Here is a 15,700-nt window from a genome sequence, read left to right as displayed (position 1 = left end):
AATTGAATGCCTGCAGTCCTTTCAGCAGCATAAGTATGGTTGTAGAAGACTTGTTCTCTCTTAGGTGGGTGCAGCGCTAAACTTATTGATAAGGTCGGTCAGGCGCTGCAGGTCTTCCTGGGTATGCAGGCTGTTCAGGATAACCCGCGTAACAGGCTCGTGGTTGGGGGTCGGGTAACGGAAGCTGGAGATAAGCACTTTGTTTTGCTGCAGGAAGGAGCAAAGGCTTTCTCTGTGCGTGCTAAAGACGGGGTAGTGTTCAAAGAAGTTAAACATCTCAGGCCGCTCGAGCCGCTCCCGAAAGTATGTGATGTTGAAGAGCAGCTGCTGCCGGGCTTCCGCAAAAACAGACTGGCAACGGCTAAAGGCAAAAAGGTAAGCTGGCACGGCAGGTGAAGCTCCCCCAAAATAGGGGCTTGTTTTCAGCAGCGATATTAGTTTTTCGTTACCCAGAATAACGCCTGCCGGAATGCCAAAAGCCTTGCCAAAAGAGGTCACCACTACCAGGCGAACATGTGGCACCTGCTGCAGCTGCCTATAAATACCGGCTCCGTTTTTTCCGGTTACACCAAAACCATGCGAGTCGTCGATAACAAGCGTCACCTGTTTTTCAGGAGGCAGAGAAGTCAGCCAATCAAAGGAATAGTTTCGGGCCTGCAGCGGGTCAAGTGAATTGCAAAAAAGTATGATGTGCTGCTCCTGCATGGCGGGCATTTCTCGCAGCAGCCAGTCTACCCATTCTTCAAATTCCTGTGCAGCATCCGGTGCATCTGTCGGACTACGCCACAGCGCCGGATGTGTACCGGGCGCATATACAAAATGTCCACTGCCCTGCAGTGTCTGCACCAGTAACTGGCCCGCCAGAAAGCCGGAAGACATGGTTAAGGCTGCTTCTACCCCGGTATACGCTGCCAGATAACGCTCCGTCTCCTCGTACACTTTCAGCTGAAGATTAGAACGGCGGGAGCTGGAGTAGTTAGTACCATACTGCTGCATCCCTTCTGCCAGACACTCCCGAAACGCCTCATTGCAGGAGATGCCGAGGTAAGAGGTGCCGCTGCAGTAAAGGTATTCCTCACCGTTGAGCGTTAAAGTACGCCCCGGCATGTGGTCAGCATGAACACGTTCGGAGTCTGACATTAGGCAAGCAGCGTAGTTCCTGTTCCGTTTTCTGTACTATAGCTTACTTTACCGTACTCGATGGTAACACCGCTGGCAATATCCTCCCGCAGCAAAAGGGCGCCGTCCATATCTACATAGTCCAGCAGTGGCAAGAGCTGTGCGATAGCGGAGATACCAACAGTGGACTCCGTCATGCAACCCACCATGACCTTCATACCTAATTCCTTTGCCTCTGCTATCATCCGTCGGGCAGGTGTCAGGCCGCCGCACTTTACCAGCTTCACATTTACGCCATGAAAATGACCGTGGCACTTCTTCACGTCATCTTCCGTAATGCAGCTTTCATCTGCAATCAGCGGCAGCGCGGAGCGCTGGAAAACTTCCTTCATGCCTTCCATATCGTCGGCCTTCATAGGCTGTTCTATAAACTCTACCCCCAGTGCCTTAAGCTGATGCGAATTCTCAATTGTTTCTGCCACGCCCCAGGCACAGTTGGCATCTACCCGAAACACAGCATCCGTGTGCTTGCGCAGCTCTTTCACAATCGCGACATCGTCCGGCGTGCCCAGCTTTATTTTATAAATGGGCCATGGGCATTCCTTTAGCTTTTTCACCATGTTTTCAATAGTGTCAATACCGATAGTATAGTCAGTGAGCGGCATCTGGTCAGCATCGAGTCCCCACATTTTATAGAGTGGTTTGCCTTGCATCTTACCAAAGAGGTCATTAGCAGCCATATCAAGGGCACAAAGGGCAAAAGGATTATCGAAAAGCAAAGGCTGCATCTGCGCCCAGAATGCCTCGGGGCTCTTCAGTTCCGCTGCCTCAACCTGCTCCCGAACGTTTTCCAGGGCCTCGGCCATGTTCTCTATGGTGAAGCCGTAATACGGATTGCTGGTCGCTTCGCCATAGCCCCTGAACTGCCCTTGCTGCAATTCCACAATCATAGTTTCCTGTACATCCCGCGAGTCATAGGAGATGGTAAAGGTATGTTTAAGGGGAAGGTTGAAATCACGAATGGTCAGTTTCATCATAGTTTTATTTAGGATAGGGAAAATATGCACTTTAATTCTTAAAGCCACAACTGAGGTGAGTAAGCCTGACTTCTTATCATCAATAGCTTCCTCTCAGTATTTCTCATGCACTTTTGTCATAATGCGCACCATCTCTTCACGGATTTCGGACGTAGGCGCCGTATAATTGTTGTTCATAAAACTAAAGAGCAGCAGCTTTCCGCTCTTCGTAATAATATAGCCGCTTTGGTTGTGCACATGCGACAGTGTACCCGACTTTCCAAAGACAAAAGGAACATCTGCTTTATAGATATTACGGAAAGTGCCGGGCCTGCCGCCAGTTGCTAACAGGGGCAATAAACGCTCATCAGCTCGTTCCTGCCGCAGCTTTTGCAGCAGGGCAATGATGCTGCGCGGAGTAAACAAGTTTTTAGTAGACAAGCCCGAACCATCAATCCACACAGGGGCATCCGGCAGGTCTGTCAGGTAGTTCTTAACGGCGTAGTCGATGCCGCGTTCTACAGAGATGGTGTCAGAGATAGTGCCTGACGCCAGTGCCATGAGTTGCTCTGCCAGCAAATTGTCACTGACCTGCAACATGCGTTTGAAGACGGTGTCCGCTGGCAAGCCATACAGCGTCTGCCCATTTTGCGGCACAGGCTGCTTCAGCCACTCCACGGGTCTGTTCAGGGTATCGGCTAAGAGTTGTACCGTCATTTCAGGCGAAGTGATGAAGGGCACCTCTACAGAAAAATCAGCTCTGGCCTGCTTCGGATAAAATGTTATATCGTTCGTGCGCCACTCCCGCACAAAATTACCGCTCTCGGAAACACCCAGTGTATCTGCTTTTACAATTGCCTTGAATGAGGCAGGTGCCGTGGTATAGAGGCTGGAGTCTTTGCGGGCAAACTTAACGATGTTGCCATGTATGGGAAAGACACTACGCTCCGGCTGATAATAATAGTTATAGTCGTCCCAGCCCCAGTTAACGGCGAAGGGCGTACTGGCAAAAGGTGCCTCGATATAATACAGCTTCTCCGGCCGGTGCTTCAGAAAATCATAGGCAATGGTGTTCTTCACATCCATGTGGGTGAAGGTAGGGTCGCCGGTTCCCCAGAACAGCAGCGAATCTCCCCGCACTGCATACTTCAACGCCGGGATGGAGTCTTCCAGCATTTTAGATGCGGCGTAGAAAGTAAAGAGTTTGGTATTAGAGGCGGGCACAAAGTACTTATCAGCATTGTGCTCCACCACCATCTGGTTTAGTTCCGGGTCGTACAGGGCAAAACCCACAAAGCGCTGCTTCAGCACCTCCGACTCCTCCACCTGCCGCTTAATTTCTGCCGGCCCATACGGGGCAGCAGCCTTGGTGGCAGGCCTGGAAGCACTGCAGCCCAGCAGCAGGAAAGCACATACACATGCAAGGGTATAATGCCGGAGGTTTGAATAGAGAAGCTTTTTAGTTAGCATATAGTAGCTCAAGTAGCCGTTACAGGTACTTTTTATATAAATTGTACAGCACTATTTTGTCCTGCTCTGTTAGCACAGGTGTGATGTCTGTCTGTATAAAGTGCAGCTTAAAGGCTCTGATAGCCGCTTCCATATCCTGCACATCATAACCTATAATCCGGAGTGCCTCCTGCGGGTTAAAATGCTTCGGATAAAATTCAGGCGCTACGAAATTAGCACTGTCCAGCATTGCCATACTGTCTGCCGTAGCAGTACTATCAACAGCTGTCGTGTCCTGTGAAAGTTTTGCAGCGTGCAGGAAATAGTCATCCAGAACTCCTTCATCGTACCACAGCCCGTACCCGTTATCTGCGAGACGCTTCCAGGGGAATGTCTGGTTCGGATCTACCTTCCGGACCGGTGCTATATCGGAATGGCCGATAAAATTAGCTGCCGGGATACTGTGCTTCTTCTTCAAAATAGCCAGCACTTTCAGCAGGCTGTTAATCTGTGCCTCCGTGAAAGGCTCAGCGCCATTGTTGTCGAGCTCTATACCTATAGAGGAGGAGTTAAGGTCGGTGTTGTTGCCCCATTTGCCGGCACCGGCGTGCCAGGCCCGCAAATAATCGTGCAGCATGTGATACACTTTACCGTCTTTTCCAATCACATAATGGGCACTTACCTGTGTGGCCGGCTCCGTAAAAGTCTTTAGTGTCTCGCCTGTTGAGTCCTGAGCGGTATGGTGGATGACGACATAATTTGGCCTGCGCATACTGAAGTTGGTGGTGCCCACCCAGTAATCTCCCTGCTGCAGTGTTTCCGCTTCAGGGTTGGATGCAGGAAAAGAACGCAGCGCCTTTGTGTATGCCTTCACCTGCTTTTTATGTGCCCTGTTCGTAGCGGCATAAGGGTTAGAAGAGCAGGCAGCCACCAAGCCTGCCAGCAGCAGAAAAAGCACCTTTGGTAAGTTCTGTCTCATAGAGGGTGTTCGTTTCTATCTAATTTAGGCATTAATTGCTAACCGGCAACCATCTGGTTCTCGTTACCGCTTTCCCGGCTCCTTCTTCAGCAGTTTCCGCTGGAAAAACGCTGCGGTGGCATTACCTACTTTCAGCACATTAGAAAAGGTCATCCAATGGTGTGTGTCATCTACCAGTACGAGGGTTTCAAAAGGAACACCTTTCGCCTCAAGGCGTCTTACCAAATCAACGCTGTTGCTGAACGATACATTGCGGTCATCATCTCCATGAATAAGAAGCACCGGAGACCTCCAGGTGCTGACAGAGGAAGCCGGGGAAGACTCCCACATTACTTTGGAAGCCAGCGCAGCATCCGGTGCCCGCTCATACCGATCTGGTGCTACCAGATCGGTGGTGCGTCCTGCGGTGCGGTCGCTCATTCCGTGTATATCCACGCCTGCCGCAAACAAATCAGAATCCCTGCCTAATGCCAGTGCAGTCAGGTAGCCGCCGTAGGAACCTCCGTAAACGCCAATGCGATCGGCGTCCACCTGCGGCTGTGCTGCCAGCCAGGTGGCCGCTGCCCGTATGTTCTGGTATTCAGAAGCACCGGTGAGCCCTGCCTTTTCAGGATGATGAAAGGCATGTCCATACCCAATGCCTAGGCGATAATTCACCGACAGAACCACAAACCCGAGGCTGGCGAGGTATTGGTTCATCGCGTAAGCGTTGGCGTAGTAGTCGGAATAGTGCCATCCTAAGAGCATCTGCCGCGACGGGCCGCCATGCACATACACAATAGCTGGCTTTTTAGCGGCTCCACCTTTTGGCTGGAATAGCTGTGCATGAATGGTGACACCGTCCGGCGCTTTATAGGTAACCTGCTGCGGCGTTACCAGTTGCTTTTGCGGAAAGGAAGCAGGTATATGTTTTTCGGCAAGTACTTGTATGTAGCCCTTCCTAAAAGCCATGACAGAAGGAAGCGGCGGCCGCTGCGCTGTGGCAGTTATCAAGGCTACTGTTTTACCATCACCCGTTAACACCGGAGACCACTCCAGTCCTTTCCCCGGTGTCAGCACCTCCATCTCCGCCTTGTCCACCGGAACACGTGCCACATGCCGGCGATCTATATCTGCTTTGTCAGGTCCGGTGTTCGCACTAAACAGCAGCCATTTTCTATCCTGGCTTAAGTGAATATGTTCTGCCATAAACTCCCCCTTTGTCAGCAGTAACGGCTTCCCACCTGATGCCGGTAAAGAGTAAAGGTGCGGCCATCCGTCGTGGTAAGAAAGAAACACGATATGGTCTTCCGCAGCCCAATGTAAGTTGATACCTCCATGCGTATTTGGAACAGAACCCGCCAACGTTTCCGGTGCTTGCCATAGCTGCGACGCTTTTCCGGAGGCTACGTCGGCAGTCCAGATGGCCCAGGGCCTGTGGTGCATCTCAAGATAGGTTTCAGGTGCGCCACCTGTGCCCGGTGTGCGCACAAACACAATTCTCTTACCATCCGGAGACCATCGTGGGGAGCGGTCCCTGTGAAAGGAAGGTGCTATCCAGTTAAGAGGGGTTTTGCTGTCGGTGTATACTCCTATAAAGGCATGACCTCCCCTGCTCGAGACAAAAGCCAACGCTTTCCCGTCCGGCGACCACTCCAGGGAACTGCTCGTGCCCCGTGTTGTAAATAGTTTTTTTGCCTCGGTTGCTCCATCCAAAGGTGCTTCCCATACCTGCCCGTTTCTGATAAAGGCGACTCTGTCACTTTTTGGAGAAATGGCCGGGTCATCTCCCTCGCCTATAAGTATTGGCTCTCCTCCTGAAAAAGGCATGCTCCATACCTGCACTTTAGGTGGCACAGGATCAGAAGTGGGGTTCACCGTTTCACCTTCGTCCCAAATGGCCCCGTGCTCTCCTCCCCTTACATATACCACCCACTTGCCATCTGCCGAAAGAGACAAACTGGTAATCTCCTGCCCCTCATCAAGGTAGTATTCAGTGAGCTTGCGTGGTTCAAAAGACGGGCCCTCTGCCACACACACATTGCGCTTGCCCTGTTCATCAAACACCCAGGCAATTCGGGACCCCGGCGCGGATGCTGTCAGGCCACTGGGGAAAGGATAACTCCGAACTGCCTCCAGTGTAAAGTCCTGCGCCTGGGAAGTAACGCTTCGAAGCAGAAAGACGAGGCTAGCATAGAAGCAATACAGATACTTTTTTTTCATGGATGATGGGTGTGTGGATAGGGCCTTGTACAGGAATAACTATCTAAATGTGCTAAAAATCTGACGGTTTGCCAACAGTTCAGGTTAAGACCAATTGGCAGAAGCCATTTGACGCATCCGCTGTTCATGTTTAGTACCCCTTGATAGTCAATCCCTCTACACATCTGGTCGAGCTCACTTTCTCCGGAAAAGCAGCCGTAGTTATCCCCAGGGTAAGTATGTTTTGCAGTTGTATTTTATGTGAGTACAGTATTATTTTATATCGCTATCCTAGCAACTAACATATTAAATGAATATATTCCACTGCACTTACTATGAGATACAGCGAGCTGAAAGCAAAAGCAATCAGCCGTCTCACCCTTATCTCACTCAGCTGCTCTGTTATTTGAGGCTGACATCTGAAGCCTTCATACATTGAAATTTTTAAATATAAGTAACATTATTTACCTCCATGTCTAACTCTATTCCTTATGAAAAAAATCTATACATTTCTTTTGCTGGTGTGCTGGGTGACCACGGCTTTTGCTCAGGAGAGCATTATTACCGGCAGAGTCACGGGCGCAGCAGATGGTATACCCCTGCCGGGCGTTAGCGTGACTGTGAAAGAAACCACCACCGGCGCCACCACCGATGCTGATGGAAATTACCAGATAAGGGTACCAAACAACGATGCTGTATTGGTATTCCGGTACCTGGGCTACGAAAACAAAGAAGTGATGGTAGGAAACCAGTCCGTCATCAATGTGAGCCTGGCAACAGATTCCAGGCAGCTTTCTGAGGTGGTGGTAACTGCCTTGGGTATTACACGCGAGAAGAAGGCTCTGGGCTATGCCGCCCAGTCAGTGAAAGCTGAAGAACTAACACAGCACCGTCAGCCAAACGTTTTGAATGCAATGCAGGGCAAAGTGGCAGGAGCCGTTATTTCCAGTACAGGAGGCGCTCCCGGCCAGGGAACTGACATACGGATCAGGGGAATTAACTCCATTGACCCATCCCGGCCTCACCAGCCCCTTTTCGTCATCGACGGAATCCAGATGGACAACTCCACCTCCACCTTCGGAGAAGGCGCAGAACTCCGGGGCATGAGCAACAGGCTCGCCGACCTGAACCCGGATGATATTGAAAGTATCAACGTATTGAAAGGTGGTGCGGCCACTGCATTATATGGCCTGAGAGGGGCCAATGGCGTGGTGGTAATTACTACGAAGAAAGGAGAGCAGGGGCGCCTTCGTGTGAACCTCACCAGCACGGCCGGCTTTGAAGAGGTAAACAAATTCCCTGATATACAGGACACCTACACCCAAGGATTTGGAGGCAAATATGACCCGGAGAGCTTCTGGCCATCCTGGGGACCAACGGTGGCAGAGGCACGGCAGATTGACCCGACACACCCGGCTGAATTATACAACCATTTCCGGGACGCCTACGAAACAGGCCACCAATTCAGGAACTCCCTGTCCTTCGCCGGCGGAAACGAAACTATCACGTTCCTCTCTTCTATCTCACACCTGCGGCATGAAGGTGTGCTGCCATTCACCGACTATGAAAACATCTCGGCCCGACTGAACACAGAAGTTAAAATAAGTGATAAGTTCACGACAGGCGCCAATTTCAACTATACAAACTCCGGCGGAAATCGCTATAACGCAGACCGCTTCAGCGAAAGCCTCAGCTACTGGTCACCTCGTTGGGATGTAACGGACTTCAGAAAACCAGACGGCACCATGAACACCTACGGCAACAACAACCCGATCTACGGTGCAGCCACTAACCTGCTGGAGGACGATGTAAACAGGTTCATCGGTGGTTTAAGTTTTGGCTATTCTCCTCTTACCTGGCTTAATTTCAGCTACCGTATAGGTCTGGACACGTACAATGATGATCGTACCGGTACAGCGCCGGGACCACGTGGGTTTGCCGATGAGCGTGTATACGAAGACAATGGACAAGGCTTTGTGCGCGAGTACACGTCTAAATTCAGAGCATTTAACTCCACTTTTATTGCTACCCTGAACAAATCTTTCGGTGAAGATTTTAATGCAACTTTGAGGCTCGGCCACGAGCTGTATGACAGGAAGATAAAGAGTTTTGGCGTAGAGGGCCGTGAGCTTGCGGTATTTGATTACTTTAACCTGACGAATGCAAGGTTCCTGTCCTCCCGGCAGGAAGAGGAGGAGTACAGGTTGATGGGTATTTTCGGAGAATTCTCTGTTGATTATAAAGACTTCCTCTTCCTGACGTTGACAGGAAGAAATGATATCACCTCTACGCTGGAGCGGCCTAACAATTCCTTCTTTTACCCTTCAGCAAGCCTCAGCTATGCATTCTCAGAGCACCTGCAGCTTCCTGCTTTCATTAACCAAAGCAAGCTAAGGCTATCGTATGCTCAGATAGGCAAAGATGCCCTTCCTTACTCTACCTCCTCCGGCTTCGCCCCTTATACAGATTTTCCAACTGGCTATACCGGCTACACGAGGTCTGAGCTATTAGGCAACGAAGATCTCCGTCCGGAATTTACAAACACCTATGAAGCAGGACTCGAAATGTCTTTCCTGGATAACCGGCTAGGCTTCGACTTTACCTACTATTATTCCCTGAGCAAAGACCAGATCCTCAACATTGATATTGCTAACTCTACAGGGTTTATAAAAGCCTCCGTTAATTCCGGTGAGATGCGCAACAAAGGCATTGAAGTTGTGTTAAACGCAATTCCAGTCAGGTCCAACGATTTCAGTTGGGACACAAAGCTGATTTTTTCTGCTAACCGCAACAAAATCCTGAGTATACGTGAAGGGCTGGAGACTATTCCTTATGCGTCACAATTCGGTTATCTTGGCTCTACCGTCACCATGAACCTGGTACCTGGGGAACCTTATGGCAATATCTACGGCACCCATTACAAGCGTTACTACGGGCCTGGTGAAGAGGAAGACCCGCTTTATTTAGACGAATCCAGGCCCATCGTTATCGGAGAGGATGGCTTTCCGGTTCGGGCATCAGGTGCAACAAGCCAAAAAGTTCTAGGGAACTCGCAACCCGATTGGATTGCAGGTTTCACTAACACCTTTACTTATAAAAACCTGAGCTTGACTGGTTTAATTGATGCCCGTGTAGGCCAGGAGAAGTATAACCAGATGGACAACTTCTTCTCTGCTTTTGGCATAGCGGACTACACGGAGAACCGTAATGATGTGATCGTGTTTGAAGGCGTACTGGCAGATGGCACTCCGAATACGAAACCGGTCTGGCTTGGACAGGGAGTAGGTCCTGACGGCGTAAACTATGGCAACGGCTTCTACCGCAACTTGCACCGGGGCGTGTCAGAAAATTTTGTAGAAGACGCCTCCTGGGTGCGTTTACGATCCCTGACCTTGAACTATAGCCTTCCCAATCAGTGGTTCGAGAGCATTTTTATCAGGAATGCCTCCGTGTCGCTTACAGGTAACAACCTGTGGCTGTCTACGAATTACTCCGGGTATGACCCAGAAAGCAGCTCATCGCCCAGCGGAAGCAGCGTGGATGGCTTCGCCGGATTTACATACCCAGCGGTAAAAAGCTACCTGTTCACCCTTAACCTTGGATTCTAATGGAAAGATATATGAAAAAGATTTTCAGATACACCTTCGCTTTTATCATGATGGGAGCGCTATTCGGCTTGCAGAGTTGTGAGGATTATTTTGACCTGGATGAGAACCCAAACCTGGTGAACAATCCTCCACTGGCAACCATGCTGTCCACCACCACTCAGAAAACTGGTCTTAACAGCCAGCGGGTGGCGAACATCACCTCCTATTTTGTGCAGTACCTGGCAAATCCTTCGGCTGGCGCATCAACAGACACTTATCAGGTATCAGATTACACCACCACCTGGGACTATCTGTACCTAGCCATGGCAGACATCTATGATATGAAGCAGAAAGCCATAGAAGAGGGTGCTTCTGAATACGTGGGAGTAGCAAATATATTAATGGCCTACCACCTGAACCTGGTATCGGACCTGTGGGGAGACGCTCCTTTTTCCAATGCTTTTGTCAACACCACCCTTACGCCGGAGTTCGATTCGCAGCAGGAGCTTTATAACGTTTCTTTAGAACTTCTGGATGAAGCCATAGCGGAGTTATCCAAAGCAGATTCAAAAGTAGTTTTGGCGCCTGAAAGTGACCTGATTCATGGTGGCGACAAAGAGAACTGGATCAAAACAGCCTATGCCCTTAGAGCAAGGTTGTTGAACAAGATTACCGGAACCTCTGCCTATGACCCTGCAGCTGTATTGAGCGCCGTGGAGAATTCCTACACATCTAATGCTGATAATGCTGATATGGGTGTGTTCGAAACACGAAATCCTTGGGCAGCTGTTGCGCTGGCCAACGAGCAACTGGTATTAGGCGGCTGGCTGTCTGAGCAGTTGGTAGAGCACCTGAAAGGAACAACTACCGGTGTTTTAGATCCCCGCATTGCACAGATCACTGACCCCACTATTAATGGAACATATGTGGGTACTCCAAATGGAGCAGGTAACGTAGGTTCAGCGAGCAACACCGTCAAAGATGAGACCTATATTTCCCGCAATTCTCCCCTGACAGGAGATGAATCCCCCTTGATACTTATCTCCTACCCGGAAGTGAAACTGATTGAAGCAGAGGCAGCCTTGCGTGCCGGACAAATGGACAGAGCCTATGCTGCTTACTTGGAAGCTATCAGGGCCAGTATGCAACTGCTCGAGGTAGACCCGGAAGATGCTGCCGATTATCTGTCTGACCCGGCTGTAGCAGTAGGTGCTTCTAACCTCATACTCGACCTGATCTTTAAAGAGAAGTACGTGGTAACCTACCTGAACCCGGAAGCCTGGAACGACGCCAGGCGGTACGACTATGCCTATGCCGGCTTTGAGCTACCAGTCGGCGCAGCATTACCAACCTTTATTCGCAGGGTGGCTTATCCGCAGGGAGAGGCATCAAAAAACCCAAATACGCCTGAGTCTCCTGAACTGTCAGAAGAGCTTTGGTGGGACATGTAAGATTGGCTTCCTACTTAAATTAAACAGTTAAAACAGAAAGGCCGCTGTAAGTACAGCGGTCTTTCTGTTTTATAGCCTGTCACTTGATCAAGCTTGTGCAGTTTTCTTACTTACTATAATCTATCCTGAACTTCTCCAGATCAGGGAGATGCTTCTTTTTCCGCTTCAATTCATGTTGATAAATCGCCTGACCTAAGTCCTGCATAAAAGGAAAGCCGACTTCTTCGTACTCATACTTTCCGTCGTTAAAGATCTCGTCTTCATTCACCAGCATTACAGCTGTTAGCAGGAACTCTACCTTATTTTCAAAATCGACTACGTAAGCATTATCAATCAGAAAGCCATAGGCATCGCCCACCTTGTTGAATATCCGGATGTTGTCCGGCATTCGCTCCTTTGAATTTCCGAACATCAGAAACTTCACGTAGCTGTCAGGGTACTCCTGGGGGTCATAGGCCGGGTAACCACTTTCGCGGGGCAGCATCGACATGTACTTGTAAAGGAAAGCGTAATCATCCGGCGTCAGGTTGAACCGCTGCTTTTCCGGAACCGCCTCCGGGAAGAGCGCAGTCTTCAGGATGCCCTGCAGGTTGTCTACTGAAATATAATTCTTGGCTGAAAAGTCCATTGGTGTATGTACCAGTTCGTCATCCATGTAATAGCCTTTTCCCAGTAAAACTGTGCCTAATTGGCTGGGCACAGGTGTTGGGTTCTTTTGGAGGGGCTGTTGGTAAAGCACTTTCTCTCCTTCATAAAAGGTAAAAGGGTTTGTATGGGCATTTTCGTCGGGGCTCAGAAAGATAGATAGGCGATGCACCAGCCGAACATCCTCAAAGCCCTTCTGGTGCAGCGTCTGGTTTAGCTCCTGTTGCCCTACAAACTCATACAGCCGGTTATAGGCATCGTTATCGCTTACCAGCAGTATCTTTTTGATGTAATGCGCAACAGAAGGCAGCTGGTTCTCCGAGCTGCTGTCAGTTTTCACGGCACTCTGCCCGGAGTACGCACTATCTATCTGCAAAGGCGTGTATTTATTTAAACCTGCTATATTCAGTTCGTTCAGCTTCTCCATTGCCACCAATGCCGCAGGCAGCTTTACAGTACTGGCCGGGTAAAAGTACTCCTGCGGGTTTAGCCGGTAGGTATAAGAAGTAAAGTGAGGCTGGTTTTGAGCATCCCGATCTATCTGCGTGTAGAGGATCTGTAGACGGTACTTTTCAGGATTCTTCAGTATCTCCTGAAACTTGTCCGGATGTCTTTTCAGTATTTTCTGAATCAGTTTTTTTGATGACATCTTCTGTGCTGAGGCAGCGTTTTGAAACAGGAAGAAACATATAAGTATTAAGAGCAAGCACGAAAACAGTGGCAGCCATTGTTTGCTGCGCCGGGGTATCTCTATCATAGTAGCCTTAGATGTTCTATGTTTAAGGTACAGACTTTTGCCAGATTCCCAATAAAAACGGCAGGCAGAGTTTGGTTACCTTCTTCTGAAATGTTGTGGTGTCTTTTCTACAGGCGTCCTCCATCTTCTATATGAGTAATCTGCAGGCACCTGCTTTCGTTGGTAACAAGACGCCTGTGACCTGATATTTCAAGTTGTTTCGGAGTTACTCCCCCTGTTCGGTTTTCATGAAAAGAATGAAAAAAATATTGATTTGTATTTTGTATCTATTGCGATGCAACGCGCATCAAATTCACATTGTTGACAATAATTTATTGCTGCTTTAGCACTTATTAATCAAGCGGTACTTTTGCAGTACATCATCCTTTACTAACTTTAGAATCTTTTCGTAGCCTGAATAATTTGCCTGAATCCCTTTTATGAAAAAAAGTATTTTGTTTTTTTCTGCCTTATTTTTATTCATCACAAAAGTATCTGCCCAGGACGATGCGGTAGAAGTACCGGCACCTACAGTTATAGCCTCTCCACTAAAACTTAGCTTTCCGGACAGACCAAACTGGAACGTGTTGAAGGAAGGAGAAAAACTCCAGTTCGAGGCAAAAGCCACCGGTGGCACCGATAGCAGCTTTACCTATGCCCTCACCCAAGGCCGGGAAGAAGGAATGGTGTTCGACTCCCTTGGCCGCTTCTCCTGGACACCCAGCTATGATTTTGTGGACCGCCTGAGCAATGGGCGTAACGTACAGCTTCTTTTTGAGGCGAGAAACAAAAAGGGAGAAAGTGTGAGCCAGGTGGCAGAGTTAAAAGTAGAGCATGTTAACCGTCCTCCGGTTATTGGGGAGCTAAAGCCGTTTTACGTCCGATACGGTGCGCAGAACACCTATACCATCGAGTCATCCGCAGTAAAGGACGAAGACAATGACCCGGTTGTGTTTGTGCCTGTTACCAACGCAATGCCGCAGGGAGCTAAACTTTCAGCACAGGGGGAGTTTACCTGGAAGCCATCTACCAGCCAGTTTCGCCAGCTGCAAAAGGACCCGCTGATATTGGAGTTTTATGTAGAAGACCAGCCGGGAAAAGCCCGCACAAAAGGCACTTTTAAAATTGCAGCAACGCAGCAGGACCTCCCGCCAAGTATCCAGATGATTCCGTCGCAGAAGCGGTTTGCCTATGATGAGAACGCCACCATTAACATCATGTTTCAGCTGACGGATGAGAACGGCGAAAACGATATTGCTGCGTTCAATTTTATTTCTGAAAACACCAATGTTCCTGCCAAAGCGCTGGTGAAGAACACTCCCTCCCAGTATGAGTTTATCTGGCGGCCAGGCTATGACTTCGTGAAAGACCCGCATGATTCCTTAGTGTTCAATGTTACGTTCTTCGTGATGGACAAGTCGAACCAGCGGGATACACGCACAGTGACTTTCTCTATCAAGAACGCCGTGAACGAGGAAGAAAGGGACCAGAAGCTGTATAACGAGTACAGGGCGCCGTTGGTAAAGGCCTGGGACCTGATGGAGCAACTAAAAGAGGCAGAGAAAGACCTTAAAAAGAAGTACAACCGCGCCAAAAGAGGAAAAAAAGGCAGGTCGCTTACTAATGCCTCCCTGGGAGCCGTAACGGGCATATCGCCTGTGGTGGTAGAGGAGCCTGCTACCTCTAAAAAGATAACTGCCGTTGGAGGCACCATGGTGATGACGATTGGTACCCTGGAAGCAACAGAAGTAATCGGCCGCTCAACCAAAGACCTGATAGAACGGCTTAATTACATCATGGAGAAGCGGAATGAGCTACAGACAAAGGGCGATATCTTTGCCCGGAAGTATGCCCTCAAATCTTCGCGCCGCGATCCCGAATTCATGAAAGATGTCGATAATTTCGTAGCCATCATGAATCTGAAAGGTATGGTGGCCTTAGAACTGGACGCCGGCTGGCAAAACAAAGCCAAACCTACAAATGAAAACGTAGCTAAAACTTTCAAAGACTTCTCCGACAATTAGGAAGTTTAAAAGAAATACAACAGTAAAGGCAGGGATTTGTCCCTGCCTTTACTGTTAGCTGCTAAATCCAGTTGCACCGCTATCTAAACAATACTACCCTTATTTGAAGAGTATTGCGGGAAGCCATTTGTCAACTATCGAATGCTACCTTTTACCCACCCCTGCCCCTCCGAGGAGGGGAATTTACCCTCTGAAATGCTATTACAGTGCGCAAACATCAGGATTTCGGAATCAAAAGTTCGCAAGGTTTAATTCAAGTTATCGTACACTGTAAAGATATCTTTTGTCAGCTCGAAGGAAAAACGATTCCAGTTTTTCCGGAAGGCGCCTTGTAAATAATGCGGTGCCGAGCGATAGTGAGGCAGCCTGCAGCGGAGCGATGGCAGCTTTATTTACACAGCGAAGAACGGGAAAACGCGCCCCCGCGGGAGTGAAGCGCACGTAATCAGCTATGGAAAAGGCTATTTATGAGTCGCTGGATAAGCTACTACGCCAGCTTAGACAAAACAGCTG

9 protein-coding genes are annotated in these 15,700 nt (G+C 49.3%); 3 read left to right on the top strand and 6 right to left on the bottom strand.

The genetic code is table 11. The features are described 5' to 3' along the window. Window positions 1-60 precede the first annotated feature (60 nt). The 5 genes from ACFS7Z_RS09790 to ACFS7Z_RS09770 form a co-directional block, all read right to left on the bottom strand. Window positions 61-1,140, bottom strand: a complete 1,080-nt coding sequence (locus ACFS7Z_RS09790; RefSeq protein WP_377483880.1) for an aminotransferase class I/II-fold pyridoxal phosphate-dependent enzyme — start codon at window positions 1,138-1,140, stop codon at window positions 61-63. After that, on the bottom strand, window positions 1,140-2,153 hold the full coding sequence (locus ACFS7Z_RS09785) for a dipeptide epimerase (RefSeq protein ID WP_377484379.1): 1,014 nt from the start codon (window positions 2,151-2,153) through the stop codon (window positions 1,140-1,142). The genes ACFS7Z_RS09790 and ACFS7Z_RS09785 overlap by 1 nt, the downstream gene beginning before the upstream one ends. A gap of 96 nt (window positions 2,154-2,249) precedes the next feature. Then, on the bottom strand, window positions 2,250-3,605 hold the full coding sequence (locus ACFS7Z_RS09780; RefSeq protein WP_377483879.1) for a D-alanyl-D-alanine carboxypeptidase: 1,356 nt from the start codon (window positions 3,603-3,605) through the stop codon (window positions 2,250-2,252). A 19-nt stretch (window positions 3,606-3,624) separates the two neighbouring features. Then, window positions 3,625-4,563, bottom strand: coding sequence for an N-acetylmuramoyl-L-alanine amidase (locus ACFS7Z_RS09775; RefSeq protein ID WP_377483878.1), 939 nt, complete (start codon window positions 4,561-4,563; stop codon window positions 3,625-3,627). Window positions 4,564-4,626: 63 nt separating this feature from the next. Beyond that, window positions 4,627-6,765 carry a S9 family peptidase gene (locus ACFS7Z_RS09770; RefSeq protein WP_377483877.1) on the bottom strand — a complete coding sequence of 713 codons (2,139 nt, stop codon included), beginning with the start codon at window positions 6,763-6,765 and terminating at the stop codon, window positions 4,627-4,629. Window positions 6,766-7,235: 470 nt separating this feature from the next. Between ACFS7Z_RS09770 and ACFS7Z_RS09765 the strand changes: the two genes are divergently transcribed. Both ACFS7Z_RS09765 and ACFS7Z_RS09760 read left to right on the top strand, forming a co-directional pair. After that, complete coding sequence (locus ACFS7Z_RS09765) at window positions 7,236-10,352, top strand: SusC/RagA family TonB-linked outer membrane protein (protein ID WP_377483876.1); 3,117 nt, start codon at window positions 7,236-7,238, stop codon at window positions 10,350-10,352. Window positions 10,353-10,363: 11 nt separating this feature from the next. Beyond that, the gene (locus tag ACFS7Z_RS09760) at window positions 10,364-11,782 is read left to right on the top strand and encodes a SusD/RagB family nutrient-binding outer membrane lipoprotein (RefSeq protein WP_377483875.1); all 1,419 of its coding nucleotides are present in this window, start codon (window positions 10,364-10,366) and stop codon (window positions 11,780-11,782) included. A gap of 106 nt (window positions 11,783-11,888) precedes the next feature. Here ACFS7Z_RS09760 and ACFS7Z_RS09755 read toward each other — a convergent pair whose 3' ends face one another. Then, a complete protein-coding gene (locus ACFS7Z_RS09755) occupies window positions 11,889-13,076 on the bottom strand; it encodes a serine hydrolase (RefSeq protein ID WP_377483873.1) in 1,188 nt (395 codons plus the stop codon). Between the two features lie 527 nt (window positions 13,077-13,603). Between ACFS7Z_RS09755 and ACFS7Z_RS09750 the strand changes: the two genes are divergently transcribed. Continuing rightward, window positions 13,604-15,187, top strand: coding sequence for a hypothetical protein (locus ACFS7Z_RS09750; protein WP_377483871.1), 1,584 nt, complete (start codon window positions 13,604-13,606; stop codon window positions 15,185-15,187). Window positions 15,188-15,700: the final 513 nt, after the last annotated feature.

Source organism: Pontibacter toksunensis (genome assembly GCF_042686245.1).
GTDB lineage: Bacteria > Bacteroidota > Bacteroidia > Cytophagales > Hymenobacteraceae > Pontibacter > Pontibacter toksunensis.
This window is presented reverse-complemented; position numbering and strand designations above follow the sequence as displayed.